The organism is Bradyrhizobium sp. KB893862 SZCCT0404 (genome assembly GCF_018130885.1).
In the GTDB taxonomy this organism is placed as follows: domain Bacteria; phylum Pseudomonadota; class Alphaproteobacteria; order Rhizobiales; family Xanthobacteraceae; genus Bradyrhizobium; species Bradyrhizobium stylosanthis.
Map to the genome: position 1 here is coordinate 302091 of NZ_JAFCLT010000002.1, position 25941 is coordinate 328031.

At 63.4% G+C, this 25941-nt stretch carries 26 protein-coding genes and 2 pseudogenes; 11 read left to right on the forward strand and 17 right to left on the reverse strand.

The genetic code is table 11. The features are described from left to right. Positions 1 to 151 precede the first annotated feature (151 nt). From JQ617_RS10205 to JQ617_RS10225, 5 genes are read left to right on the forward strand one after another with little or no spacing between them, the layout of a single operon-like run. Entirely contained in the window at positions 152 to 949 is a 798-nt protein-coding gene (locus tag JQ617_RS10205; protein WP_249156935.1) for an alpha/beta fold hydrolase, read from the forward strand. A gap of 12 nt (positions 950 to 961) precedes the next feature. After that, entirely contained in the window at positions 962 to 2251 is a 1290-nt protein-coding gene (locus JQ617_RS10210; protein ID WP_212026215.1) for an acyl-CoA dehydrogenase family protein, read from the forward strand. Between the two features lie 2 nt (positions 2252 to 2253). Further along, positions 2254 to 3789 carry a class I adenylate-forming enzyme family protein gene (locus JQ617_RS10215; RefSeq protein WP_212026798.1) on the forward strand — a complete coding sequence of 512 codons (1536 nt, stop codon included), beginning with the start codon at positions 2254 to 2256 and terminating at the stop codon, positions 3787 to 3789. Then, positions 3786 to 4874: an NAD/NADP-dependent octopine/nopaline dehydrogenase family protein gene (locus JQ617_RS10220; protein WP_212026216.1), complete on the forward strand. Its 1089-nt coding sequence runs from the start codon at positions 3786 to 3788 to the stop codon at positions 4872 to 4874. Before JQ617_RS10215 ends, JQ617_RS10220 begins: the two co-directional genes overlap by 4 nt. Positions 4875 to 4877: 3 nt before the next feature. Beyond that, positions 4878 to 5870, forward strand: a complete 993-nt coding sequence (locus JQ617_RS10225) for a 3-hydroxybutyryl-CoA dehydrogenase (RefSeq protein WP_212026217.1) — start codon at positions 4878 to 4880, stop codon at positions 5868 to 5870. On the opposite strand, the gene JQ617_RS10230 is transcribed toward JQ617_RS10225, so the two are convergent. The 6 genes from JQ617_RS10230 to JQ617_RS10255 form a co-directional block, all read right to left on the reverse strand. Then, a complete protein-coding gene (locus JQ617_RS10230; protein ID WP_212026218.1) occupies positions 5867 to 6913 on the reverse strand; it encodes a 2,5-dihydroxypyridine 5,6-dioxygenase NicX family protein in 1047 nt (348 codons plus the stop codon). The two genes, JQ617_RS10225 and JQ617_RS10230, sit on opposite strands and share 4 nt — an antisense overlap. 38 nt (positions 6914 to 6951) lie before the next feature. Beyond that, a complete protein-coding gene (locus JQ617_RS10235; RefSeq protein WP_212026219.1) occupies positions 6952 to 7719 on the reverse strand; it encodes an ABC transporter permease in 768 nt (255 codons plus the stop codon). Then, positions 7716 to 8501 carry an ABC transporter permease gene (locus JQ617_RS10240; protein ID WP_212026220.1) on the reverse strand — a complete coding sequence of 262 codons (786 nt, stop codon included), beginning with the start codon at positions 8499 to 8501 and terminating at the stop codon, positions 7716 to 7718. The genes JQ617_RS10235 and JQ617_RS10240 overlap by 4 nt, the downstream gene beginning before the upstream one ends. After that, entirely contained in the window at positions 8498 to 9343 is an 846-nt protein-coding gene (locus JQ617_RS10245) for an ABC transporter ATP-binding protein (RefSeq protein ID WP_212026221.1), read from the reverse strand. The genes JQ617_RS10240 and JQ617_RS10245 overlap by 4 nt, the downstream gene beginning before the upstream one ends. A 119-nt stretch (positions 9344 to 9462) precedes the next feature. Beyond that, complete coding sequence (gene ilvD, locus JQ617_RS10250) at positions 9463 to 11160, reverse strand: dihydroxy-acid dehydratase (protein WP_212026222.1); 1698 nt, start codon at positions 11158 to 11160, stop codon at positions 9463 to 9465. Between the two features lie 77 nt (positions 11161 to 11237). After that, positions 11238 to 12221, reverse strand: a complete 984-nt coding sequence (locus tag JQ617_RS10255) for an ABC transporter substrate-binding protein (RefSeq protein ID WP_212026223.1) — start codon at positions 12219 to 12221, stop codon at positions 11238 to 11240. Positions 12222 to 12284: 63 nt separating this feature from the next. On the opposite strand from JQ617_RS10255, the gene JQ617_RS10260 reads away from it, so the two are divergent. After that, positions 12285 to 13298, forward strand: coding sequence for an NAD(P)-dependent oxidoreductase (locus JQ617_RS10260; protein ID WP_249156939.1), 1014 nt, complete (start codon positions 12285 to 12287; stop codon positions 13296 to 13298). A 21-nt stretch (positions 13299 to 13319) separates the two neighbouring features. Here the strand turns inward: JQ617_RS10260 and JQ617_RS10265 are convergent, their stop codons facing one another. The 6 genes and pseudogenes from JQ617_RS10265 to JQ617_RS40450 form a co-directional block, all read right to left on the reverse strand. Continuing rightward, entirely contained in the window at positions 13320 to 13883 is a 564-nt protein-coding gene (locus JQ617_RS10265) for a flavin reductase family protein (RefSeq protein ID WP_212026224.1), read from the reverse strand. Positions 13884 to 13892: 9 nt separating this feature from the next. After that, positions 13893 to 15122 (reverse strand): acyl-CoA dehydrogenase family protein, encoded by a 1230-nt coding sequence (locus JQ617_RS10270; RefSeq protein ID WP_212026225.1) that lies wholly within the window; start codon positions 15120 to 15122, stop codon positions 13893 to 13895. Positions 15123 to 15286: 164 nt separating this feature from the next. Further along, positions 15287 to 16549, reverse strand: a complete 1263-nt coding sequence (locus JQ617_RS10275; RefSeq protein ID WP_212026226.1) for a CaiB/BaiF CoA transferase family protein — start codon at positions 16547 to 16549, stop codon at positions 15287 to 15289. Between the two features lie 239 nt (positions 16550 to 16788). Beyond that, positions 16789 to 17218 (reverse strand): annotated as a pseudogene (locus tag JQ617_RS10280) (GNAT family N-acetyltransferase). Positions 17219 to 17281: 63 nt separating this feature from the next. Next, positions 17282 to 17575, reverse strand: coding sequence for a hypothetical protein (locus JQ617_RS10285; RefSeq protein WP_249157017.1), 294 nt, complete (start codon positions 17573 to 17575; stop codon positions 17282 to 17284). 2 nt (positions 17576 to 17577) lie between these two features. Then, a pseudogene (locus tag JQ617_RS40450) lies at positions 17578 to 17772 on the reverse strand (hypothetical protein); the annotation flags it as partial. Between the two features lie 401 nt (positions 17773 to 18173). Between JQ617_RS40450 and JQ617_RS10290 the strand changes: the two are divergent. Then, a complete protein-coding gene (locus tag JQ617_RS10290; RefSeq protein WP_212026228.1) occupies positions 18174 to 18365 on the forward strand; it encodes a hypothetical protein in 192 nt (63 codons plus the stop codon). 184 nt (positions 18366 to 18549) lie between these two features. Continuing rightward, the gene (locus tag JQ617_RS10295; protein ID WP_212026229.1) at positions 18550 to 20073 is read left to right on the forward strand and encodes an FAD-dependent monooxygenase; all 1524 of its coding nucleotides are present in this window, start codon (positions 18550 to 18552) and stop codon (positions 20071 to 20073) included. Positions 20074 to 20128: 55 nt separating this feature from the next. Here the strand turns inward: JQ617_RS10295 and JQ617_RS10300 are convergent, their stop codons facing one another. Then, a complete protein-coding gene (locus JQ617_RS10300) occupies positions 20129 to 20584 on the reverse strand; it encodes a hypothetical protein (protein ID WP_249156941.1) in 456 nt (151 codons plus the stop codon). 245 nt (positions 20585 to 20829) lie between these two features. Here JQ617_RS10300 and JQ617_RS10305 point away from each other — a divergent pair, with 245 nt between their 5' ends. Then, complete coding sequence (locus JQ617_RS10305) at positions 20830 to 21024, forward strand: hypothetical protein (RefSeq protein WP_212026230.1); 195 nt, start codon at positions 20830 to 20832, stop codon at positions 21022 to 21024. A 143-nt stretch (positions 21025 to 21167) separates the two neighbouring features. Here the strand turns inward: JQ617_RS10305 and JQ617_RS10310 are convergent, their stop codons facing one another. Beyond that, positions 21168 to 22484, reverse strand: coding sequence for an NRAMP family divalent metal transporter (locus tag JQ617_RS10310; RefSeq protein WP_212026231.1), 1317 nt, complete (start codon positions 22482 to 22484; stop codon positions 21168 to 21170). 251 nt (positions 22485 to 22735) lie between these two features. Here JQ617_RS10310 and JQ617_RS10315 point away from each other — a divergent pair, with 251 nt between their 5' ends. Beyond that, positions 22736 to 23404, forward strand: coding sequence for a phytanoyl-CoA dioxygenase family protein (locus JQ617_RS10315; RefSeq protein ID WP_212026232.1), 669 nt, complete (start codon positions 22736 to 22738; stop codon positions 23402 to 23404). Positions 23405 to 23422: 18 nt separating this feature from the next. Here the strand turns inward: JQ617_RS10315 and JQ617_RS10320 are convergent, their stop codons facing one another. Next, a complete protein-coding gene (locus JQ617_RS10320; protein WP_212026233.1) occupies positions 23423 to 24154 on the reverse strand; it encodes a Crp/Fnr family transcriptional regulator in 732 nt (243 codons plus the stop codon). A gap of 568 nt (positions 24155 to 24722) precedes the next feature. Here JQ617_RS10320 and JQ617_RS10325 point away from each other — a divergent pair. Beyond that, complete coding sequence (locus JQ617_RS10325) at positions 24723 to 24932, forward strand: DUF3606 domain-containing protein (protein WP_212026234.1); 210 nt, start codon at positions 24723 to 24725, stop codon at positions 24930 to 24932. On the opposite strand, the gene JQ617_RS10330 is transcribed toward JQ617_RS10325, so the two are convergent. Together JQ617_RS10330 and JQ617_RS10335 are read right to left on the reverse strand one after the other, a co-directional pair. Beyond that, positions 24925 to 25110, reverse strand: coding sequence for a hypothetical protein (locus JQ617_RS10330; RefSeq protein ID WP_063688326.1), 186 nt, complete (start codon positions 25108 to 25110; stop codon positions 24925 to 24927). The genes JQ617_RS10325 and JQ617_RS10330 overlap by 8 nt on opposite strands. 206 nt (positions 25111 to 25316) lie before the next feature. Beyond that, positions 25317 to 25499 (reverse strand): hypothetical protein, encoded by a 183-nt coding sequence (locus tag JQ617_RS10335; RefSeq protein WP_212026235.1) that lies wholly within the window; start codon positions 25497 to 25499, stop codon positions 25317 to 25319. Positions 25500 to 25941 lie beyond the last annotated feature (442 nt).

Below are 25941 nucleotides of genomic sequence, written 5' to 3' on the forward strand. Positions count from 1 at the left end.
ACGAAAGCGCCGCGCGGTGCCGTGGACGAGCCCGCGGCGGAGACCGGCCCGGAAATTGCTTTAAGTATAAAATTATCTCTTCCCATCCCTCACAGGCCTGTTAGCATCACCGGGCCAAGCCAAAGGATGCCGCGTGTCGCAGCCTGCGCCAATGATAACAAGGGACGGCCGCTTCGCCTATGAAGCTGCTGGCGCTCCTGATGCGACACCTCTGATCTTTCTGCATGGCATCGGCGGCGCAGCGCGCGCCTGGCGACGGCAGCTTGCCACGTTCGGCAGCAGCTTTCGTGCAATCGCGTGGGATATGCCGGGCTATGGCGGGTCCGCACCGCTTTCCAGCGTCAGCATCGCTGCCTTGGCGGATGCGCTCCAGCGTTTCATCGAACAGCTCGGTGCGACCAGCCCTGTTCTGGTCGGCCATTCCATCGGCGGCATGATTGTCCAGAAATGGCTGGTGCAATCGCCAAAATTGGCGCGCGCAGTCGTCCTGACGCAGACCAGTCCGGCCTTCGGCAAGACCGACGGCGACTGGCAGAAATCGTTCATCGCGGCGCGGCTCGGACCGCTCGACCGCGGCGAGACGATGAAATCGCTGGCACCCTCGCTGGTGAAAGAGCTGGTCGGCGAAAATCCTGATCCGAGCGGCATGGAGCTTGCGCGCGAATGCATGGCGAGCGTGCCGGAGGCCAGCTATCGCGCGATGATGCTGGCCCTGATCGGTTTCGATCAACGCAGCACGCTCAAGGATATCTCCATTCCGACGCTGCTGCTGTCAGGCTCCAAGGACAACAATGCGCCGGCGCCGATGATGGCGAAGACGGCGACCTACATCCCCTCCGCTGAATATACCGAGCTCGCCGGCGTCGGCCATCTCGCCAACCTCGAGCGGCCTGACGCCTTTGACGAGGCCCTCGGCCGGTTCCTGAAATCCGTCGCGACCAAAGCCTGAGGTGACTGCGCAATGACGATGCAAGTCAGCAAAACGATCGGCGAAAGCGGCAAGATCGCGCTGGATGCGCCGATCTTTGACCCCGTTGCATTCCGTCTCAGCGACGAGCAGGCCGGCATCATTGCGCGTGCTCGGGAAATCGGTCAGAGCGTGTTCGCCGGCCGCGCCGCGACCTACGATCGCGAGGCGATCTTCCCGACGGAGAATTACCGCGACCTGCACCGGATCGGCCTGCTTGGCATCGCCGTCCCCAAAAAGCACGGCGGGCTTGGCGCCAACTATCAGACCTACGCCCTCGCGGCTGCCGAAATCGGCCGCTATTGCGGTGCGACGGCGCTGACCTGGAACATGCATGTCTGCTCGACGCTATGGTCCGGCCCCCTCGCTGACGATCTCGACATGGATGCCGAGACCCGCGCCGAGCACGAACGGCGGCGCGCGGTCCACTACAAGCGCATCGTCGAGGACGGCGCGATCTACTCGCAACCCTTCTCCGAGGGCGGTGCGGCGGCCGCAGGCGGCGTTGCCTTCGGCACGGAAGCCAAGCCGGTGGAGGGGGGCTGGAACGTCAACGGCAAGAAGATCTTTGCATCGCTATCCGGCCACGCCGACTATTACGGCGTGCTTTGCACCGAGATCGAGGAAGGCGAAAAAGCTTCGCGCCGCAATACGCTTTATCTCGCAATCCCGGCGAAATCGCAGGGCGTCTCGGTCGTCGGCGATTGGGATCCGCTCGGCATGCGCGGCACGGTCTCGCGGACGCTGCTGTTCAAGGACGTCTTTGTGCCGGACGATTCTGCGCTGATGCCGCGCGGCGTCTATTTCCAGGCCGCGATGCGCTGGCCGCACATGTTCCTGACGCTGTCGCCGACCTATATGGGCCTCGCGCAAGCGTCCTACGATTTCACGGTGCGCTATCTGCGTGGTGAGGTGCCCGGAATGCCGCCGGTCAAGCGGCGGATGTATCCGACCAAGCAGATCGCCGTCGCGCAGATGCAGATCAAGCTCGAGCAGATCAAGGGAATCTGGTTCCAGGCGGTCACGGAAGCACGGGCCAATCCGAGCAAGGAACAGGTTCTGCGCGCTTACGCCGCGCAGTATTCCGTCATGGAAGGCGCCAATGAACTCGCGGCGCTGGCAATCCGCACCTGCGGCGGGCAGGCCATGCTGAAGTCGCTGCCGCTGGAGCGGATCTATCGTGACAGCCGCTGCGGCTCGCTGATGCTGCCCTGGACGGCCGAGCTTTGCCTCGACCGCATCGGACGCGAGGCACTGTACGAGGCCGGCGAAACGGACGATTGACGGTGGACCTCTGTAGTCTGATCGACCGCAACGCGGCGTTCGCGCCAGACAAAACGGCCATTGCCTTCGAAGGGGAACGGCTGAGCTATGCGGCGTTCGCCGCGCGCATCGAGCAGACGGCCACAGCCATGAAGCAGGAGCTCGGCGTCGGACGCGGCGATCGCGTGGCCATTCTCAGCCTGAACCGGCCGGACTACCTGGTTCTGCTCTACGCATGCGCGCGGCTCGGCGCGATTCTGGTGCCGCTGAATTGGCGGCTGGCGGTCGCCGAGCAACTGTTCATTCTTACCGATGCGAGCGCCAAGGTGCTGGTGCTCGAACAGGCCTTTGCCGGAGTTCTGGCCGAACTTGCACAAACAGCGCCAGGCACGTCCGTTGTCGGCCTCGACTTCGCGCCGCCCGGTGGCACGACACTCGAAGGCCTGTCGACTGGCGGCGAAGGCAACGGCCGTAACCCGCACACCGATCTCTCCTGCCCGCTTCTGATCGTCTACACGTCAGGAACGACCGGACGACCGAAGGGCGCGGTGCTACGGCAGGAGGCGCTGTTCTGGAACGGCGTAATGAGCCAGCACATGCACAACATGACGTCCGACGATCACGTGCTGACCGTGCTTCCGTTCTTCCACGTCGGGGGTCTCAACATCCAGACCACGCCGGCGCTTCAACTCGGCGCGACGGTCACGATCCTCGCCCGTTTCACGCCGGACACTGCGCTCGCGACTATTGAGCGGGAACGGCCGACCCTGACGGTCATGGTACCCGCGATCATTCAGGCCGTGTGCGAGCATCCCGCATGGGCCTCAGCCGACCTCTCGTCACTCAAAGCCGTCGCCACCGGATCGACCATCGTGCCACCGCATTTGATCGACCGCTTCGTTGCGCGGGGTGTGCCAGTCCTTCAGGTCTACGGCTCGACCGAAACCTGCCCCATCGCCGTCTACACGCGGCTTGGCGGCGATCTTTCGCGCGCGGGATCGACCGGGCTTGCAGGCCTGTGCTGCGAAGCCAAGGTGATCGACCAGGCCGGCAACGAAGTTCCGGCGGGCACGCCGGGCGAGATCGCGGTGCGCGGTCCCAACGTATTCTTCGAGTATTGGGGCAATGCGGATGCGACACGCGAGGCGTTGCACGACGGCTGGTATCGCACCGGCGATATCGGCCTGTGCGACGCCGACGGCTACTTCTGGGTTCGCGACCGCAAGAAGAACATGATCATTTCCGGTGGCGAGAATATCTATCCGGCCGAGGTCGAGCGTGTCCTCCTCGAACATCCCGATGTCAGCGAATGCGCTGTAATCGGCCGTCCGGATCCGCGCTGGGACGAGGTACCTGTTGCGTACGTCATCCGACGATCCGGATGCGGGATCGAAGCGGACGAACTGAGAGCGCATGTTCAGGCGCAGCTCGCGCGCTACAAGATCCCTCGTGACATCGTCTTCGTTACCGATCTGCCGCGTACGGCACTGGGCAAGGTCCAGCATTTCCTGCTGAAGCAGCTTGATGCGCGCTCGCGCGCGCAAGGAGAAGCATCTTGAAGATTGCAGTCCTGGGTGGGGGAAATGGCTCCTTCGCCGCCGCGGGCGATTTCGCGCTGTCGGGGCACGAGGTCCGGCTCTGGCGCCGTGACGCGGATCAGGTCGCAGCACATGTTGCCGCCGGTTCGCGCATTGTGGTGAAGGATCACAACGGTCGTCATGACGTCAAGCTCGCGCTGGTGACGACCGACATCGCCGAAGCCGTCAACGAGGTCGAGCTGATCGTCTGCCCTGCCCCCGCTTTCGCCCAGCCGGACATTGCCCGGCAGCTCGCACCGCACCTGCAGGACGGACAGGTCGTGTTCCTGCCGCCGGCGACATTCGGCTCGATGATTTTCGCACAGGCCGCGCGGGAGGCCGGCAACCCGGCCTCAGCGAGCTTTGCCGAGACCGGCACATTGCCCTGGCTCACCCGCAAGCACGGGCCGTTCGAAGTCGCGATCACCATTCGCGCCAAGCGATTGCCGGTCGGTGTCTTTCCGCTGGATCAGGCGCCGCACGCGCTCGACGTGATCGAACACGCCTTCCCCGACGCGATCGAACCGTGCGGTGATGCGCTATCCGGCGCCCTGATGAACGCGGGGCCTGTCATCCATCCGCCGCTGATCGTGATGAATGCCGGACCGATCGAGCATTTCGAAAAATGGGACATCCACAAGGAGGGGACGCAAGGTGCGATCCGCCGTGTTACCGACGCGCTCGATGCGGAGCGGATCGCCGTGCGCGAGGCACTGGGCTACGGCGCCCCCCATTTCCCGCTGGCGCACCACTATGCCAGGGAAGGCGAGATCTGGATGTACGGCCGCGGCTCGCACGACCGCCTGACCGATTCCGGCGACTGGCGCGAGCGGATCGTGCTGACCGAGCACCGCTATATGCGCGAGGATTTACGGCTGGGCTTGTCGCTGCTGGTCTCTATCGCCGAGCTTGCGGGCGTGGCGACACCACTGGCCAGGGCTTTCCTGGCCATTGGTGGTGCGATCTGCGGTGAGGATCTTGCTCGGGGTGTCCGCACGCTCGATACGCTTGGTCTCGGCAACCTCGGCAAGGCCGAATTGCAGACACTGCTTCGCAATGGATTTTGACCAATGAACAGCCATGCCAACATCGCCTGTCTCGGGGCTGGCCGCATGGGGCGCGGCATCGCCGTCGCGTTCGCCTACGCGGGGCATACGGTCACGATGATCGACATCAAGCCTCGCTCCCCAGAGGATTTTGTCAAACTGGAAGCGGATGCGCTCGGGGAAGTCAGGAAGACATTCGCCAGCCTCTCGAAGCTGGGGCTGCTGACCGAGGCGGATGTTGATCCGCTCATCGCGCGGGCCTCGGTGGTGCCGGCAAGCAAGAGCGGTGCAGCACTGGCCGAAGCCGGAATGGTCTTCGAGGGCGTTCCCGAGGTCGTCGAGCTCAAGCGGGACGTGCTCGCCACGGCTTCAAAACAGGTCGGCCCCGACACGATCATCGCATCGACGACGTCGACCATCCTGGTCGACGATCTCTCCGGCGCGATCGTGAACCCGCGTCGCTTTCTCAACGTGCACTGGCTCAACCCGGCCTATCTGATCCCGCTGGTCGAGGTTTCGCCCGGCAAAGCCACCGATCCCGCCGTCGTCGCGGAGGTCAAGGCGCGGCTTGAAGGAATTGGAAAGGTGCCGGTGGTCTGCGCCGCGACGCCGGGTTTCATCGTCCCGCGCATCCAGGCGCTGGCGATGAACGAGGCTGCGCGCATGGTCGAGGAAGGCGTCGCGAGCGCCGAGGACATCGACAAAGCGATCCGATACGGCTTCGGCTTCCGGTATGCCGTGCTTGGACTGCTCGAATTCATCGATTGGGGCGGCGGCGACATTTTGTACTACGCCAGCCGGTACCTCGAGGGCGCGCTCGGCAGCGACCGCTATCGGGCGCCGGAGGTGATTTCGAAGAACATGCACAAGGGCCGGATCGGTCTGCGCACGGGCGCCGGCTTTCTCGATTATTCAGGCATGGACGTTGACGCCTATCGGGTCAAGCGCCTGCAGGCCATGGTGGACCTCCTCCGGCACTTCAACCTCGCGCGCCCGCCCGTGCTCGACCGCAACTAGCCGAAGACGTCCTGGAGCACGCCTTCCCGGACCACTGTGACACCATCGAGTTCGATCGTCGTTCCCATCATCGGCAGATCGAAATGGCCTGCCGTGTAGCGGCCGGCGAATTCGTTTGCTCCGGTCGAGAACAGGAAATTGCCGGACACGGCGCGGATCTCCGTGCCGTTGGTGTCGCGCTGATCGTACATGGATAGCGCTTCGTAGCGCGCGCCCGGATTCATGCCGAAGCCGACATGCGACACGGCGTAGGCTTCGCGGTCGCCCCAGGCGGCGAGATAGGCGCGCATCATCGCGGCGTCCGTGCCCTCGCCTTCCAGTTCGACGACATAATCGTCCTTCAACGTCATCTTCACCGGCGAGGTCAGGTAACGCTTGAAGGTCAGGTTGATGTCGCCGGGAGCCATCACCAGCGTGCCGTTGATCGTCCCGCTCTTGGGGAAGCTGACGACGATGCCACCGGGCCAATGGGCCAGCGTGCCGGGCTTGTCGGTCCAGCCCCACACACCGACCGTTGAAGCACCAACCATATCGACGTCGAGCGCCGTGCCGGCCTTTGAGGTCACCCGCATGCGCTTGGTTCCGCGCAGCATCTTCGCCGCGGCGCGGACGCGCTTTTCCAGTGCCGGATCCGGCACCATCCGTTCCAGCGCTTCGGGATGCTCGTTCGAGATGACCAGGATCCGCGCGCCAGCCTTGAGGATTTCAGGCGTCTCCACCGCGTGCATCAGGCCCTCGATGGTGCAATCCACGACAAAGCCGGCCTGCTGGAGCGCAGCGATGACCGGACCAAGCCTTTGGATCGCTTCGCTCGCCCCGGTCGAGCGGACTGGAACGATATTTCGATTGCGCGGCGTCGGCATCACCACGTGGAATGGCCGCGCGCCCATGCGTAGCAGCGCGAGCTCTGCCAGATGAACATTCAACGTGCGCGACTGGGTTTCCGAGAGAATTGCCGCGATATCGCCGGCCTTGACGGCACATCGCTCAAAAATCTCGCAAAACGCGTCGATCCATTTTGCTTCGATGCGATCGGCCAGCATGCTTCTCTCCCGGTATCCTGATTCATTGTTCAGTCAGATCACGCTTCGGGAAAGCCCCGCAAGAGGTACGATCGCACGGCGCCCAGCAAGGCGTTCAGAATCAACCCCAGCAGCGAGATCGTGATCAACGGCACGAACATGTCGACGGCCTGGAACGTCCGCGCCGCCGTAACGAGGGCATGGCCGAGCCCGTCCGTCGACGTGATCATCTCGGCCAGAAACACCACGATGCAGGAAATGACAAGGCCGATCCGGCAGCCGGTCAGGATCGATGGCATCGCCGCGGGCAATACCACCTTGAACAGGATTTCGTAGCGCGGCGTCCCCGCCGCCATAGCCGACCAGATCAGCTTTTGCTCGACAGTCGATGCGCCATAGTAGGTCGACAAGAGAATAGGAAAAAGTGCGTCCGCCGCCACCAACGTGATCTTCGATCCGTGGCCGAAACCGAGCAGCAGGAGAAGTGCAGGATAGAGTGCAACCTTGGGCAACGGCGCCAGCACCCGCACGATCGGCCGAACCACGGCGTTGATTGCCGGACTGGCGGCAGCGGCGATGCCGATACTGACGCCGAGCACAACCGCGATCGCAAACCCGGCAAACAGCCGGATCAGGGTCGCCGCGATCTCCTGCTGAAACGTCCACGTCACAAGCTGTTGAAGGAGGCGGCTGAAGACATAGCCCGGAGGCGGCAGCAAGGTCGCGGGCGCGAAGCCGAACGAGACGAGGCCCTGCCAAACCGCGATCACCAGCGCGATCGGCGCGAGCCCGAGGAGGACGTTCGTTGAGATAAGGCGCGGTGTCATGAGAAGCTCAGCGGCATGTCGAACTGAGGCTCAGACCAGCGCACCAGCCGGGCGCGGATCCGCTCGAAGATCGCATCGAGGCAGATGCCCATTGCTCCCACGATGATGATCATCGCGAAGACGGTGTCGTATTGCCCCATGTCGAGCGCATTGAACAGGATGTTGCCCGCGCCCGACTGCCGGGCGATCATCTCGCTGGTGATCATCGTAATCAGCGCCAGCACCAATCCAGTGCGGCATCCGGTCAGGATCTCCGGCAGCGCGGCAGGTAGCACGATCCGGACCAGGCGCTGCAGGGGTGAGAGACCCATCGCAGCGCCTGACCACAGCATCTTCTCTTCCACCGCTTTCGCACCCTCGAAGCTGTGATAGATCACGGGCAGGCTGACGCCGAGAAAGATCACCAGCGTCTTTGTGACGTCGCCGACGCCAAGCCACAGCATGATGATGGGCATCAAGGCTGCCTTCGGAACCGGATAGATCACCATCAGGAGCGGATTGAAAAAGGCTGCGACGGCCCGGCTGCGCCCCATCAACAAGCCAAGTGGAATCGAAAAGAGCACGGCGACACCGAACCCCATCGCCATGCGACGAAGCGAGGCCAGGATGTTGATCAGAGCTTCCTTGTCACCAAGGATGTCAGGGATCGCCCGAATCGCTTCGATCGCCGTTGGAAAGCTGTCGTTCTTCAATGCGAGCGAGGCAACCTGCCACACCGCCAGCAATCCGATGCAGGCCAACACCGGAGCGGCACGTTTGATCAGGGCGGTCGGCGATGTCACGTGGCAGACCCGGCTTCATCGCTCTCGTCGAACATGCGTTCGATGTCGACGACATATTTCTGATAGCGCGGATCGAGCAGCAGCTCGTTGCGACGGCGCGGCCGCGGAAGATCGATGTCGATCACTTGCCGAATGCGGCCGGGCGATTTCGACATCATCACGACCTTGTCCGACAGGAAGACGGCCTCGTCGACCGAATGGGTGACGAACAGCACCGTCTTGCGGTCACGCTCCCAAATATTCAGGAGATCGTTCTGCAGGCGCGTCCGGGTGTGGGCGTCCAGTGCGCCGAACGGCTCGTCCATCAACAAGACCTCAGGATGGTAGGCAAGCGTCCGCGCGAGCGCCACGCGCTGCTTCATGCCGCCCGACAGTTCCTTGGGATAGAAGTTCTCGTACCCCTGGAGACCGACCATCTCGATCAGCGAGCGGCTCTGCGCTTCAGCCTCGCTCGCCCGCACGCCCTGCTGGCGCGGCCCGTACATCACATTGCCCAATACCGTCTTCCAGGGAAACAGTGCGAACTCCTGGAACACCGGTCCGCGATCCGGACCAGGTCCCGTGATCGCCTGCCCCTTGATCCTCGCCGCACCACTGGTTGGGCTGACGAAGCCGCCGACGATGTAGAGCAATGTCGACTTGCCGCAGCCGGACGGCCCGAGAATTGAAACGAAGGCTCCTTCCTCGATCGTCAGTGAGACGTCCGACAGCGCCAAATGATCCTTGCGCGCCGAGGTTTGAAAAACCTGCGAGACGCGATCGATCTCGATGATCGCAGAAGCCGGCTTTTGTGACGTCACCGGTCTCACCCATTCGCTCGATCTCGAAGGCACTACCTTCATCCCGCTCTCGCTTCAGGCGTGCAACGTCGCACAACCAATCTGCCGAATGTCCTCCATCAGCGGCTCGAGCTTAGCAAGAAACTTGCCAAATCGACTGCTGTTTCCGCCGTGCACGCGGCTCATTGTTCGAACCAGGGCCATTCTGCCGGGCCCTCATGAGTCACAGCTCCGCCCGGCGCCTGCCCGACGAGACGCGCATATTTCGCGAGCGCACCGGCGCGGTGACGTGGCGGCCGCGGCTTCCAATCGCGCCGGCGCGCCGCGAGTTCCTGCTCGTCGAGCAGCACGTCCATGCGGCGGCCAGCTGCGTCAATCCGGATCTTGTCGCCGTCCCGAACGAATGCCAGTGGACCGCCCACGAACGCCTCGGGGGAGACATAGCCGATGCACATGCCGCGAGTGGCACCGGAGAACCTGCCATCGGTGATCAAGGCCACCTTCTCGCCCATACCCTGGCCGTAGATTAATGCGGTGACGCCGAGCATCTCGCGCATGCCGGGGCCACCGACGGGCCCTTCATTGCGGATAACGAGAACCTCGCCGGCCCTGTAGCTGCGGTCACGAACCGCTTTGACACAGGCTTCCTCGTCTTCGAATACGCGCGCAACGCCCTCGAAGAACTGGCTCTTCAGCCCTGCGACTTTGATGACCGCACCGTCCGGGCAGAGATTACCCTTCAGCACCGCCACACCGCCATCCGGCATGATCGGGGTGCGCGAGGCGTAAACGACTTCTCCATCAGGCGCATTGGCAGCGACATATTCCTCCGCGAGCGTTCGGCCTGTGATGGTCAGGCAGCTACCATCGACATGGCCGCTCTGGATCAACTCGCGGATCACCACGGCAGCACCGCCGATATCGTAGACATCCTTTGCCGTGTATTTGCCGCCCGGCCGCAGATTTCCGATTAACGGTGTCCTGGCAAAAACCTCGCCGACATCATCGATCGTGAATGCGATGCCGGCCTCGTTGGCGATGGCGGGCAGATGCAGCGCAGCGTTGGTCGAGCCGCCCGTCGCTGCAACGATCGCCGCGCCGTTCTCGAGGGATTTCCGCGTCACGATGTCGCGCGGGAGCGGTCCGCCGCGCTCCAGCATCTCCATGATCAGGCGTCCGGCGCGGCGCGAGATCTGCGCACGTTCGGCGTAGATACCAGGCACCATCGACACGTTGGGGATGGTCAGGCCCATTGCCTCCGACACCATCCCCATGGTGTTCGCCGTGAATTGGCCCGCGCACGCACCGATCGTTGGCAGGCAAGCCCGCTCGATCCGCTCGAGCGTGGCCGCGTCGATCTCACCGGTCATGAAACTACCGACAGCCTCGTAGGAGTCGAGCACCGTGAGAGTCCGTCCATCAACGCGCCCCGGCAGCGAGCTGCCACCATAGATGAAGATGGACGGCACATTACAACGAACCATGCCCATGATCACGCCGGGAAGCGTCTTGTCGCATCCGCCGTATCCGATCAACGCATCGTAGGCGAGGCCATGGACGACCGCTTCGATGGAGTCGGCAATCAGCTCGCGCGAAAACAGGGAAAACTTCATCCCCTCATGATTCATGCTGATGCCATCGGAGACCGACACGGTCGAGAATTCGCGCGGCGTCCCGCCGGCCTCCTCGATTCCCGTCTTGGCTGCGGCCACCTGGAAATCGTGAGTCATATTGCAGGGCGTCTGCTCGCCCTTCATGCTGACGACGCCGACCATCGGCCTGGCAATTGCAGTGTCGTCGAGGCCCATCGCGCGCATGAAAGCGCGGTGCGGAGCCCGGTCGAGCCCGTCCGTCGTCACCCGTGATCGCAACTTCTTCATGCGTGCATCTTCTTCATGCAATGTCCCAGGCGACCGGGACGTTGCGATCTCACTCTCCAGATAGTTCGTTCGACCACCTATTGCAGCGGTGCAACGATCGTCGGATGCTTGAACTGAGCGACGTCGAGCTTCGGCAGCATTCCCGTCTCTGCGTAGATGTCGAGCATCTTCTGAATGGCGGGGAAGTTCGGCGCAGCTCCCGGGTCACGGCCGAAGTCGTTCTCCTTGAGCAGGTACGTCTCGAGAACCGGAACGGGAGCCTTCAGTACCTCGGACACGACCTTCAAGGTCTCTTCGCGGTTCGCCAGCGCCTTCTTCATGCCCGACGTGATGTCGCGGACATAGGCTTTGACCAGTTCCGGATTCTTGTCGACGAAGTCGGCACGGCAGGCTTCCAGAATGTGCACGATGTTCGGCATGGCCTGCGACAGCGAGAACAGTTTGCGGGTGCCGCCCTTCGCCTCAGCGCGCGCGGCAAACGGCTGATTCATGTTGACCGCGTCGACGCGGCCCTGGCGCAACGCGTCCTCGGAGACGGCAAATCCGACCTCGACCAGCTTGATATCCTTGGCGGGATCGACGCCGTTCTGCTTCAGGAGCAGGTTGAACGGCCCCTGCGTGCCGCCGCCGATCACGGAAATGCCGACAGTCTTGCCCTTGAGGTCGGCGATGGTCTTGATCGGCGTGTCATCCATCACCGCCCAATAGACCGAAAAGCCGCCGGGCTTCTCGAAGACATGCTGCGCCACGATGTAGGCCTTGAGATTGCCGCCAACCACGCCGTTGGAAAGTGACAACGGTGCCTGCGTCGCGCAATCCAGAGCGCCCGCCGCCAATGCCTGCGTCATTGGCGCGGTGCCCTGAAACTGGGTCCATTCGATATTGTAGGTCTTGCCGATATTGGGGAATTCAGCGGGCCTGCGCATCATCCAATATTTGGATTCCTCGGCCGGAATGGTCCAGCCGACGCGGATCGTCTGCTGCGCCCGCAACGGGCCTGCGCCCGCGATCACGGCCACCATTGCCGCGGTTGCCAGCATCAACCTCGAAACCGTTCGCATCGCGCCCACTCCGTTGCCACGGCGCCGACCGGCGCCACCCACCCCGACCGGTCCAAATGTTTCATGGTTCAAACAATCAAGCAAGCCATGCAAGCCCGCCCGGTTTCGCGGTCGTACGTCCCATGTATGGTGGGTCGGCAATTGCGCTGCGACAGGAGGAAGCAACCTATGGCTGATACGAGCAAGATAAACTCGCAAGGCGTCGAGCGGCTCGGCTACCTCGGCCTCGGGCTGATGGGGACACCCATGACCCATCGCCTGCTCAAGGCTGGCTATCAGGTCACGGTCTGGAACCGCTCGGAGAACAAGGTCGCTCCGCTCGCAGAAGCAGGTGCCAGGCGCGCAGCAACGCCTTGCGACGTCATGACCGGATCGGACATCGTCTTCATGTGCGTCACGGACGCCGCAGCCGTGGAAGAGGTGATATTCGGGGCCAGAGGCCTTGCGGCCGCTCCAGGTGCGGGCAAGCTCGTGGTCGACTTCTCCTCGATCCATCCTGACGCAGCGCGCGACCTTGCGAGGCGGCTGAAGGAGGCAAATGGCGCGGGCTGGATCGATGCACCCGTATCCGGCGGCAGCAAGGGCGCCGAGGAAGGCACACTTGCGATCATGGCCGGCGGAGAGGCCGCCGATATCGAGAGGGTACGCCCCTACGTCCTCGCGATGGCACGCAGGTTCACGCATATGGGGCCTACCGGCGCGGGCCAGACGACAAAGCTGTGCAATCAAGTGATCGTCGGATGCGCGATGGCCGTTCTTGCGGAAGCAACGCGCCTTGCCGTGAACTCGGGAATTGACGCCAACCGCTTGCCCGAGGCACTTGCCGGTGGCTTTGCGGATTCCATTCCGCTTCAGCTCTTCGTGCCACGAATGGTCCAGGGCATTCACTCCCCGCCGCTTGGTCACATCGCAACGATGCTCAAGGACCTCGATACCGTTGCCGATGTCGCGCAGACGACATCGACGCCCGTGCCGATGGCATCGCTTGCAGGGCAACTCTTCAGGCTGGCGAAGGCCGCGCGTGGCGCGGATGCTGATGCGCTGGAGATTTACAAATTATCATCGGCGGAACATTGAGCCGTCGATTGCGAGCAAGCGCTACGGCGAATTCTTGCGTTCATCGTCGGCAAGAAACCGGCCATATGTCCCCCGCGCAAACAGCAGAGATTCCCCGGCATTGTAGGCATAGGCCTCGACCGCTCCGAGAAAGATGACGTGATCGCCGCCATAGTAGCGATTGACGGAGCGGCACTGAAAACTGGCGACGCTCTCGGCCAGCACCGGAGCGTTGCCGAGACCCGGCGTCCAATCGACACCAGCGAACTTGTCCTCGGAGGATTTGGCGAACTTGTTCGCAAGCGCCTGCTGCGCCGTACCGAGGACATGGACGGTGAAGTGGCTGGCGTTCTGAAACACCGGCAGACTTGAGGAATAGACTCCCAGGCTCCAGAGGACCAGAGGGGGATTCAGGGAGACCGATGCGAACGAATTGCAGGTGATGCCATAAGGTTTCCCGTCAGCCGCCGCGGCGGTGATGATCGTTACGCCGGTCCCGTATGTACCGAGCGCGCTTCGAAAATCTCGGGGATCGATCGGCGAGCTGTCACTCGCGAGTTCGTTGGCTGGATCGCGAACGGCCGGATGCTTCGGCAGATCATTCATCGGCCGGCCTCACAGCGTAAGATTTTCGGACGGCAGGCCCAGCGCCACGCGTCCGTAGTTGGTTCCGGCCGCGTCGAAATTGAACGCGAGGTGCGAGTTGATCGCATGCGCATCGCGGAACTGCCGCTGCAGCACTCCCGTCGTGAACAGGCCACGCGCCCCGCTCGCCGCAAACAGCATCGAGACTGCATCCGTACACAGGTTCACCGAAAATGACCCGTCACGTCGATACCTGGTCTTGGCCGCCATATCGGGAATATGGCCGCGTCTTGCATCCTCCATGGCCTCGATACAAGCCGATCGCATGATCAGGCGCGCAGCGTCGATCTTGGCGGAAGCCTCCGCGATTTTGATCTGGGTGCTTTGAAAGTCGCTCAGCTTGGCCCGGTTGTAGGTGGAAATCCGGTGACGCGCGACCTCGATATAGTCGTTCAGGCAGGCCTGCGCGTTGCCGAGCGCAACGCCGGACAACACATAAGGAAACAACGAAAATACAGGCAAGGCATACAATGGATTGGGATTGGCCTTGCTTCCCGGCGTCCGGCCGCCGGTAAGCTCGCCGACGGCGACCGTCATGTCGTCGGCCACAAAGGCGCCCCGGACTTCCACGTCGCAAGACCCCGTGCCTCGCAGCCCTGCGACGTTCCACGTGTCGAGCACCTTATAGTCGTCCTTTGGAAGGAGGAAGATCCGATACTCGATGCCGTCGGCCTCGTCCTCGGAGGAAACTACGCTCGCAAGCATGTTCCATTCGCAAGACGCGACACCGGACGAGAACGGCCAGCTTCCGTGCAATTGGTATCCGCCCTTGACCTTCGTGGCGCGACCGGCAGGGAAGATGAAAGAGGAAGCGATCAGCGCGTTCGGATCACGACCCCAGACCAGATCCTGCGCCCCTTGCTCGAACATGCCGAGCATCCAGTGATGGCTCGCCAGATTGGCAAGATTCCACGCCACCGAAGCGTCGGCCTGTCCAAGCAGATCGGCGCAGTCGATCAGGGCGACGTAGTCGAGCTCGGCACCGCCAAGGCGCTTGGGTTGAAGCATCCGGAACAGCCCGGCCTCGTGCAGATCCCGTTCGGTCTCGGGCGGCAGGTATCGCAGCTCTTCCGTTCGTGCAGCCCGCTCTCGCAGCCGTGGCAGGAGCGCCCGCGCCCTGACGATCATTGCCGCATAAGCACGCTCACCGGATCCCGGCCCTTCGGATCCGCCCACGCTCGGCTCTTGACCAGGCGCCATCCCGCATCCCTCGCTTTCCCACACTTATGCGGCGGGAAAGTCGTCAAATCAAGCCGATCGCGCTGGACCCGACTGCCCGAAAGGAAGTGACGTCGCTAAACACCGGCATTGTGGAGCAGCCCCGGAAGCCGCGCGTGCCTGCCCACGAGATCGACCGGCCGGACTTAAAGCGGGCCCTTGCGCGATCCAAAGACCCCCTTTTTGCCGAACTCGGCGATCCGGTGCTGGTCGTAACCAAGTGTGTCCCGCAAGATGTCCAAGGTATGCTCGCCCAACAGAGGCGCCGCCACAGGATCAATCGCACCGGTCAGACTCATGTTAATCGGCGTCTCGATGTTGGGGACCCAGTCCGCCGTAGGGTGCGGAATCCGGCTCAAGCGATGGCGGTCGCGGGCCTCGGGCGCGTTAAATCCTTCTTCGACGGTGCGGAGATAGCCAACGGGGACGTTGGCCAGCTTCATCTTTGCCATCCAGTTCTCCAGGGTATCGCTGGCAAAGACTTCTGCGATGGCTGCCCGCAGAAGCTCCTTGTTCTCGGAACGCGCTTTGCGCGTTGCAAATTTCGGATCGGTGATGAGATCAGGCCGGTTCAGCACCTCGACGACCAGTCGGCGATAGAGCCGGTCGTTGGCACAGGCCATATAGAGAGGCCCATCCGAAGCCTCGTACACACCGACGGTGGGAGAACCGCTCGGCGAATTCCCGAACCGGCCGGGGTTTTGACCGTTGATCAGATAGGCCATGCCGTAAAAGCCCGTCATCGCCATCGCAATGTCGAACAAGGCCACCTCGACGTGCTGGCCGCGGCCAAGTCGATCCCGTGCCAACAGGGCGAGGAGGATGGCGTTACAGGCCGTCATTCCCGTCGCGATGTCCACGATAGGTGGGCCGGTGCGAACGGGCGGACCATCGGCAAATCCGTTGAGCGACATGAAGCCGCTTTCCGCTTGGGTGATGGGATCGAAGCCGGGACGCGAGGCGAACGGCCCGGAGCGTCCATAGGCGGAGATCGAGCAATAGACCAGCCGGGGATTGAGCGATGCGACCGCGCTGTAGTCGAGGCCGAATTTTTTCATGACCCCGCTCGAGAAATTCTCCACGACCACGTCGGCCTTGCGGATCAGATCCAGTGCGATCTCCCGGGCTTCGGGTACCGCGAGATCGAGCGCGATACCGCGCTTGTTGCGGTTGAGGCTAAGATAGGCAGCGCTCTCGCCGCCGATCTCGGCGTGCTCATATGCACGTGTATCGTCACCGCCGTCCGGGTTCTCGATCTTGATGACGCGTGCACCGAAGTCAGCCAGCGTCTGTGTGCAGGCCGGACCAGCAACGACGCGCGTAAAATCGACAACCAGCAGACCATCGAGCGCCGCTGGCCCTTCCGTGACCCGCGACGAACGTTCGGGCAGTTGAGGCGTGGTGGACATCGGTGGCGCTCCCTTACATCGGCTTATGGTCGCCGAATTTCCTGCAAGAGCAAACTTAAAGCGCGGCGCAGCCGACTTCGCAAGTGCTTCAACCACATACCTGAAAGCGCAAAAAAGGCCCGGCAGCCATCAAGCTGCCGGGCCTTTCGAGCAATCTGGCCTACAGGACTGCACCGGTTTCGCGCAGCTTGCTCTACATCGCGAGGCTACGTTCCGCATCACGGGAAACCCCGCGCCAGTCAGCGTAGCCGCTTTTTCCAATACAGGGTATGCGACCAGGCCCAGGGCACCTCGGGCTCGTAGAGCAGATAGCCAGCCCGGATGAAGTTATTGGCGGACGCCGGATTATCCGTTGTGTCCGAGACGATACTCTCCCATCCGATGCGCCGCCCTCTCGCCTCGATCGCCCGCATCAGCCTGCGCTGAAGTCCGCGGCCCCAATGCCGCTGCATGACTCCAACCCGGCAAAAATACCCACTGTTTCTTGCATAGGTCGACGGCACAACGCCGGCGAAGGCTACCGGATCTTCATTGTGATAGGCGAGGCCACCACATACCCGACGCGAATTGCGGCATGGCCGCACCATCGAAGAATGTGAGCCGGTGCAGATCGTCAAGGACCTCGACGATCTCCTCATCGTCGGCATCGACGACACCAATTCTGTACATGGGATGGCTCATTGACGGAAACACTTCCGGGTCGGGCAACGGCAACTCGGTCGCCGTCGCAGCTCACTTGCCCAGCATGACTTTGACCCCGAGCCAGGCGGCCCCCACAAGACCGGTGACGAGCACCGTGATCACTGCCTTGAGTGTATAGCTCTGCGCCTGCTCCACGCTCTTCCGCCACCGCCGCAGGTGCTGGAAGTCCGCCCTGACCTCCTTCCGGTCGTCATCCTCGATTCCAAACGAGGCCATCACAGACGCGACCGCCTTCGACACGATCGCGTCGATGCTGTCCTGCTGCAGCCTGTGCTGCTCAGTCAGCATTTCGGCAACGATGGCGCTGATCTCGTCCTCTTGCATCTTCACCGCTTGATAATCCTTGCGATATTCTCGAATCCGCGCTTGGCGAAGTAGTAGGAAACCACGAGATTGGCCGTGATCGCCGCAAAGCCCGCCAGGCCGTCAGTCGAACCGAAGCCAAGAACCTTGTCCCAGACCAGGAGCTTTGCGAAGTAAAGTGCGACGCAATAGCCTATCAGCTTGTCGGGCCCGTACCCGCGAGCGAGATCAGGTAAGCGGTCATCATCCCTCCTCAAAAGGAAATGCGCGGCAGATCACGCAACGAGGCGCGATCGTTTCGGGCGCGAACCCTATCTCCGTATTACCCGGAGACCGCAGCGGCGCGGGCAACAAGCCCGGCGCCGCAAGGCCGGCACGTTCGCGCGTGCACGGCCAGCAATGCTTCGGACGGCGCGCGCGCCGACCGGCGCTCCCTGACGCGTATCAAGCTAGTGCGTGGCCGCAATGCGCCGCCGCCGTCCGATCTCGGCATCGAAACGAAAAAACCCGCGGCGGATTTCTCCGCGCGGGCGAACCAAACTCGTTTCGCCAGTGTTTTGCCCGACGTGTCAAACGAACGAATTCGCGCAAGAGGCGTTGGGCGATCAGGAGGACCGCCATGACATCTCAGACCACCTCGTCCCGAAACCTTCCGGGGCCGAAGCCGCGCATCGACAAGGAACGCGACACACAGAAAGCGGTGATCGAAGACGCCGGAGAGACGGAGGACAACAGCCGCGACCTCGTGCATGGCGATGGCGGAACTATCGACCTTCCCACGACATCAGGCGATTTATCGAAGGACGATTAGGGCGCGCGGCGACCGGCGCGCATCTCGATGATGCCATTCTGCCGGTGTTTTGCCCGACGTGTCAACGCAGCGGGAGAAGGAGCCCTTCCTCCCAGCTTGATATGTGGTGCGCAAGGGGCTTGCTTCAAGCCCCCGGTGATCGCTTAGAAGCCTCGACCCGAACAACTGGTCGAGGGATCACGACATGCCTGTATTGCTTCCAACATCCCGGCCGCGCGGCCGGCCGAGCGCAACACGCGCGCCGGCCAAGGGCCATGCGGTCATCATCGCCGGCGGCGGCCCGACCGGGCTGATGCTGGCGGCGGAACTCGCGCTGGCCCATATCGACGTCGCCGTGGTCGAACGGCGTGCGGGCCAGGAGCTATCAGGCACGCGCGCCGGCGGCTTGCACGCGCGCAGCATCGAGATCCTCGACCAGCGCGGCGTGGCCGACCGCTTCCTGCGCAAAGGGCAGATCGTCCAGCTCGCCGGCTTTACCTGGACCAGGCTCGACATCAGCGATCTCCCCACCCGCCACGCCCACGGTCTCGCGCTGCGGCAGAGCCACATCGAGCGCATTTTGGCCGGCTGGGTCGAGGAGCTCGCGGTGCCGGTCTATCGCAACACCGAGGTCCTGGGCTTCACCCAGGACGGCACTGGCATTGACGTCGTGCTTTCCGGCGGCGCGACGCTGCACGCAGATTACCTGGTCGGCTGCGACGGCGGCCGCAGCCTGGTGCGCAAGGCGGCCGGCATCGACTTTCCCGGCACCGACCCGACGCTGAGCAACCTCATGGCCGAGGTCGAAATGCGTGAGGAGCCGGTCTTCGGCCTGCGTCACGACGCGCTCGGCTTCCATGGCCTCAGCAAGGCGGAGAGCGGTCGCGTGCTGGTCGTCGTCACGGAAGCGACGCTCGCGCGCCGCGGCGAGCCCGACTTGCGCGACCTCAGCGACGCCCTCGTCGCTGTCTACGGCACCGACTTCGGCGTGCAAAACCCCGCCTGGATCTCCCGCTTCACCGATGCGGCGCGGCAGGCCGCGTCCTATCGCAGAGGACGCGTGCTGCTCGCCGGCGATGCCGCGCACGTCCATCACTCCGTGGGCGGGCAAGGCCTCAACACCGGCCTGCAGGACGCGGTCAATCTCGGCTGGAAGCTGGCGCAGGTCGTCAATCGCACCGCGTCCGAAAACCTGCTCGACAGCTATCATTCCGAGCGCCATCCCGTCGCCGCGCGCGTGCTGCGCAACACCAGGGCGCAGATCGCCCTGCTCCGCCGCGCCGACGACGGCCTCGTCGCTGCGCGCGAGGTCCTCGCCGAGCTGCTCGCCCTGGACGAGCCTCGCAAGCGTCTCGGCGCGATGATGAGCGGGCTCGACATCCACTACGATCTCGGCGAGGGCCACGCGCTGCTCGGACGGCGCATGCCCGATCTCGACCTGACCATCGAAGGCCGGCCGCAGCGATTGTTCGCACTGCTGCACCGCGCGCGCGGCCTGCTGCTCACTTTCGGCAAGCTCGACGTCATCGACATCACGCCATGGGCGGATCGCGTCGATCTCGTCGATGCCGCTTACGAGGGCGCGTGGGAGCTTCCCCTCGTCGGACAGGTCGCCGCGCCGAAAGCCGTGCTGGTGCGGCCCGACGGGCATGTGGCCTGGGCCGGGGACGGGAGCCGAAGCGGACTTGCAGAGACGCTGACGAGGTGGTTCGGAGAGGCTGCGGCTTAGGGCACCATCACCTCACGCACCGTCAAAACGCGGAAGCCCGCGGGATGCCGCGGGCTCAATTACGAATTCTTTCGATGATGCCATTGTGGATGCCGGCGTCTGACCGGAACGGCAGTATGTCGAACCACAGTGAAGACGGATAATCGGGGAAAGGGACGAACGACTGGATCGACATCTTCAACCAGAGATCGGCGGATCGTGCGACCGCGCCATTCCAGACCACACCGCAGCATTGCGGCACGGTTGCAATCAACGCGCCGATGACGGCCGTGGTCAGACGCGCAGCGGACAATGGCTGCTGGTTTTGGCCAAGCACCGAAACGATCAGATGGCCCCGGTGCCGTGCCGCAACCGTCCTGCCCTCCGGCCATGTCGTGGCTGCGCGCGACCACAGGCCCGAATCCTCTGGAATAGGTCCCGGCATCGACATCACGGCAACGAGTTCGTTGCCGCAGCGTTGCAGCGGCGAGCCCTTGCGCACGCCACCATCGCCGCCTCCGTCCACCTCCATCGGCAGTTCAGGATGTCACGCGCGAAGCGCGTCAGCGAGCGCAACCATGTCCGGCGTTACAGGCGTGTCCAGCAAGACCAGCGCAAGAAAAGACTTACTCATCGGCCGCCCCCCACCAACACTGTCAGCCGTCACCAGCCTGTACTGGCTCGCCCACAGGTTGAGACTCATGGTGGTTCCGCCTCTTCTGCCATGGCCCGCCCGAGCAATCGCATCAAGACGCGGCCGCGCCGCTGCTGATTCAAATGGCCAAGATCTTTCCCGGGATCGTCGCGAAATTGCACCGGGCTCCGATGTTTTTGGCCACAATCGGAACCGACCTTCCGCCCATGAAATTTCTGGGCATGATTTCGCTTCTGGCGCTGCTCACGATCAGCGGGGCCGCCATTTCCGATCTGTTTCTGACAGCCGATCAGCACGTCGCGCGCGGGGTGGAGTAGCGCGGCGGGCACGGGTGCTTTTGTCTTTGGGGGAGACAACGATGCTTTCGGTAGACCAGTTCTTGCGCTTCATCAGCGTGCCGGCCGTGTTCGCGGCCTTCATCATCGCATCTCAGATCTCGGCGGCCCTGTCGCAAGGCTAGTCAGCCGATCAGCGACGAGCCGAGCAAAGCGAGAACGGCCAGCGCCATGATGGCGGTGCCGAGCCAGCCCAGCACGACCAGCCACGACCGGGCCTTGAACCGGCCCATGATGGCGCGGCTGGCGACGATCAGCATCATCATCGCCATGATCGGAACGGCGACGATGCCGTTGAGCACCGCGCTCCACACCAGCATGTGAATCGAATCGATCCCGGTAAAGCCGAGGCCGAAGCCGATGATGGTGGCGGCCGCGATGATCGTGTAGAAGCCGACCGCCTTCTCGGGCCTTGCCTCCAGCGTGGCGCGCCAGCCGAAGATCTCCGCAACGCCGTAAGCCGCCGAGCCCGCCAGCACCGGGATCGCCAAAAGCCCCGTGCCGATGATGCCGAGCGCGAACAGCGCGAAGGTGAAGTTACCGGCGAGCGGCCGCAACGCTTCGGCCGCTTGCGTCGCCGAATTGATGTTGGTGACGCCATTGGCGTGCAGCACAGAAGCCGTGGTCAGGATGATGAAGAAGGCGATGGTGTTGGACAGCAGCATGCCGACGATGGTGTCGGCCCTGATGCGCGCAATCTCGGGATCGCCGCCGCTCGGAAGGTCGCGCAGCGGCTTGTCGCGCTTGCCCTGGTTCATCTCCTCGACTTCCTGGGAAGCCTGCCAGAAGAACAAATAAGGGCTGATGGTGGTGCCGAGCACGGCGACGACCATCAGGAAATAGTCGCCGCTGACGTCCGCCTTCGGCCACACCGCGGCGAGCAGCGCCGTGCTCCACGGGATCTCCACGGTGAAGGCGGTGGCAACATAGGCGAACAGCGCCAGTGTCAGGAATTTCAGCACCGGCGAGTAGCGGCGATAAGGCACGAACACCTGGAGAATGGTCGAGCCCGCCGCGAAGATCAGCGCGTGCTCGTGATTGAGCCCGCCGATGACCAGTGACAGAGCCTCGGCCATTGCAGCGATGTCGGCGGCGATGTTGAAGGTGTTGGCGATGACGAGCAGCGAGACCAGCCCCAGCACGGCCCATCGCGGCGCGATCTGCATCACGTTGGCCGCCAGCCCCTTGCCGGTGACCCGGCCGATCTGCGCGCTGACGAGCTGGATCGCGATCATGAACGGCAGCGTCAGAAACACCGTCCAGAGCAGCCCGAAGCCGAATTGCGCGCCGGCCTGCGAATAGGTGGCAATGCCCGAGGGATCGTCGTCGGCCGCCCCCGTGATGAGGCCGGGGCCGAGCCGCTTCAGCAGCGACGGTGCGGATTTCTCCGGCGCGTCGGCGGCGCTGTATTTGCTGGGGCGGTGCTGCTGCCGGTTCGACAAGGCTAACCTTCCGGAATTTTCGAATCCACGTCTCAAGTGCGATCCTAGCCGCAAAGTTCCTGCGCCGCATCGCTTTGAATGCCCGCGCGCCGTCGTCGCTTCGGCACGCCAGTCAGAGACACCTATAGTTCGGTACCTTTCAGAATTCTTTCGCACCCGCACTGTCGTCGGTCGCGGCTCTTGCTTTGCTTGTATCGCCTGTGGTGGCGCGACGCTCTTGCGGACGACACGTTTAGATTGTAGTCAACGCCATGAGCCAACATCCGCTGCCAACCAGGGTCGCGCCGCTGCAAGCAGAGCAGGCTGCCGCGCTCGACCGTGACGGCTACCTGCTGCTGCGCGGCGCCGTTCCTGCGGCGTGGCGCAATGCGTTGCGCGCCGCCTTCGACGCGGGCGTGGGGAGCGGCGAGCAATGGACCGCTCCGCGGGGCGCCGGCTGGCGCCACGCCCTCGTCGATCTCGATCCCTCGGTACAGCGAACCTGCCGCCTGCCGCCGCTGCTGGCCGCCGCCGCGCAGATGCTGGGCGCCCCGTTTTTTCTCGCGCAGGTCGAGGGCCGCGAGCCGCTGAAGAACGGCGGCCACCAGCCGCTGCATCGCGACGGCGCGGGCATGACGGCCGTGGCCGCGCTCGTCTTCCTCGACGCTTACGGCCCGGACAATGGCGCAACGCGCCTCGTCCCGCGTGCCCTCGACCGCGGCGAGCCGGACGAGAGCCTGGCCCTGGTCACGGCTGGCGAGGCGGGAGACATTCTGGTGTTCGACGCCGATCTGCCGCACGGCGCAGGCCGCAACCGCTCCGGCGCGCGGCGGCGTTCGCTGCTGCTCAGCTTCATGCCGCTCGCCCATCGCGCGGCGATGGAGGCGAGCCGCGCCATCCGCAACGTGCGCATGGACACCGGCGAGGTGTTTGCGCCCTAAACGGGCCGCATGCGCAGCTCAGGACGACGGCGACAGATGCAGATAGCGCCCGTCGAACTGCGCCAGCTCCTGCAGCTTGTGCTCGTTGAGGATCCTCACCGTGCCGCGCTGAAGCTCCAGCACGCCGTCGACGCGCAGATCCCGCAGGATGCGGTTGGTATGCACGCTGGTCACGCCCATGGCCTCGCCGAACTGCTCCTGCGTCAGGGGTATGGCGAAGGTGTTGTCGATGACGCGGCCGACCAGGCGAAGCCGCTCGCGCAGCTCGACGATCAGATGTGCCAGCCGGTTGTAGGTCGAGCGCTGGCCGACATTGACGATCCATTCCCGGGAGATGGCGGCATCGACCAGCGTGTCGCGCCAGAACATGTCGGCTACGCCCGGCCGCTCCCGGATCAGATCCTTCAGCGCCTTGTGGCCGACGAAGCCGAGCATGCAATCCGACAGCGCCACGAGGTCGTGGTCCACCGTCCCGTAGTGCAGGTTCTGCAGGTTCGGAAGATCGCCGGGAATGTGAATCGACAGGATCTGCCGCCGTCCGTCGGCGATCGTCTTGGAGCGCACGCAGAAGCCGTCGGCGATCAGGCAGCACTCGCTCGGCTGCTCGCCATCGCGCAGCACGGTCTGGTTTTCGCGGTAGTTGCGTAAGGCGATGGGCAAAGCCGCCAGCGCCTGCAGGTCCTGGTCGGCGGCGCCCGTCGTCGTTTTCAGGCGCTGAAACAGCGGTGCCCAAATGCTGTCGCTTGTCACGTCACTCAATCCCCCACGCCCCAGGGCGCGTCGGGGGTCAAAAAGCATAAAGGCGGCCTTGCTGTTGATAACAAAGGTTAAATTGAGCCGCGGCGAGTTCGCAACATTGTGGACGATGCGTTTCCAAACCGGCCAGATATAACAAATGTTAAGTCGCAGCTCGTGGCGCCGACGACACGGCTTGAACATTCACCGTCTCTTGGGTTCGGAATTAGGAACCAAACGGCGAGCGGCTCGTTGCGCTGCCGTTTCATGGTCGTGGCCAAAGCGTGTCACGCCGCTCGCCGGCCTCACTTGGGCCAGGGACAGGGATCGCGACCATCCGCGCGTCGGGTGCGGACGCCGGACCTCAAAAGGGGACTCGCTTGGCAGCCGATCTGATTTTCAAAGTCGCCATCATCACCTTGTTCACGTTCTCGGCCGTGCTCGCCTCCATGCTGTGGCTGAGGGTGTGAGCGGTAGCGGCCGACACGAAAGCGGGTGTGGTCGATCAGTCAGGAACGGCAAGTCTCTTGCCGCGTTTTCCCGGTGAGGACGCGGATCATCCCCCTATGGATCATTTGAACACATGGACAGTCTGACGAAGCGCGAGCAACCCGACCGCAGCAAGATCAACATGCACGAGCCTTTCGAGGTGAAATACTGGACGCATGCGCTCGGCGTGTCCAAGGAGGAGCTGAAGAAGGCCGTAGACAAGGTCGGCAATGCGGCCGCGGCCGTCCGCAAGGAGCTGGCGGCGATCGAGGCGCGCGAGGCCGAGACGCGATCCTCTACTTGATGCTGACGAACATGCCCCACGCGGCGGCCAGCGCCGCGCCGGTGAAGACGACCGCGGGATTGTCGCAGAACGTGCCGCCATAGCTGCAGACGTTGGCGCCGAACTGACCGAGTTCGTGATGACCCGCGGAGTAGAACAGTCCCGACAGCACCAGCAATGCGGCGGCGGCGTAGTACATCGACGATCTCTCCGAAGCGTTTTGTGCCCTCGACGGGCGACATGTCCCAGCCTGACGCGAACAGATTTCAGTCCGCCGAATCCGATGTGCTGGATTTGAATAAAACTGCGATCGGGGCAGAGTAAGGCTGCTGGCGCTCCCGTACGCCCGGCCGCGCCCAATGGCTGCCGCCCCGCTTTGACGCGTGCCTGTCGGCCGCCCAGAAGCTACCTCGCAAATTCGGACGCGCTTGGTGCCGGCAGCCCGTAGTCTTTCGCTCGTTTGGCAGCCAGCTGCCGATAGGACTTCGCCTGCGTGAGGAGCTGCTCTTTGAAAGCTGCATCGCGTTCGCTCGATGCCAACCGTTCCAACTGAACAGCTCGCTCAAGGTACTCCACCAAAAGCTTCATAACGCCTCCACACGCCGACCAACAAGCCAGCCGAGGCGCAGTTCCCAAGGCTGCAGCGCGAGTGTCGTCTTCAGTTGCACGGATTTGCCGGCACAGAGTGGAATAGTGCCCCGCGAGAACCGACCCATCGCCAAACGCGCGTTCGAACGACGGGCCGTCCCGGGTGGATGGCGAGACCTTAGGCAGGATATCGCCACAGACCGAAACATAAATTCTTCGCGGCCAGGAGTCGTTCCTGACAAGAGCTACAATGTCGCGGGCTGTCACACCAACGAGCTCTTGCGGCCTCGAAACAGCCTCTCCGGGGCAGACTTGCATTCGTCTCCTCCCACCAAACGATGGGGCCGGCAAAGGTTGCACGCTAAGCAGGACCGGATTGAGTGCCTCTTTCTGGCAATCGCATTTTGGAGTGGCGGTTGTAGAATTGCAGGGCCTTCCGGAT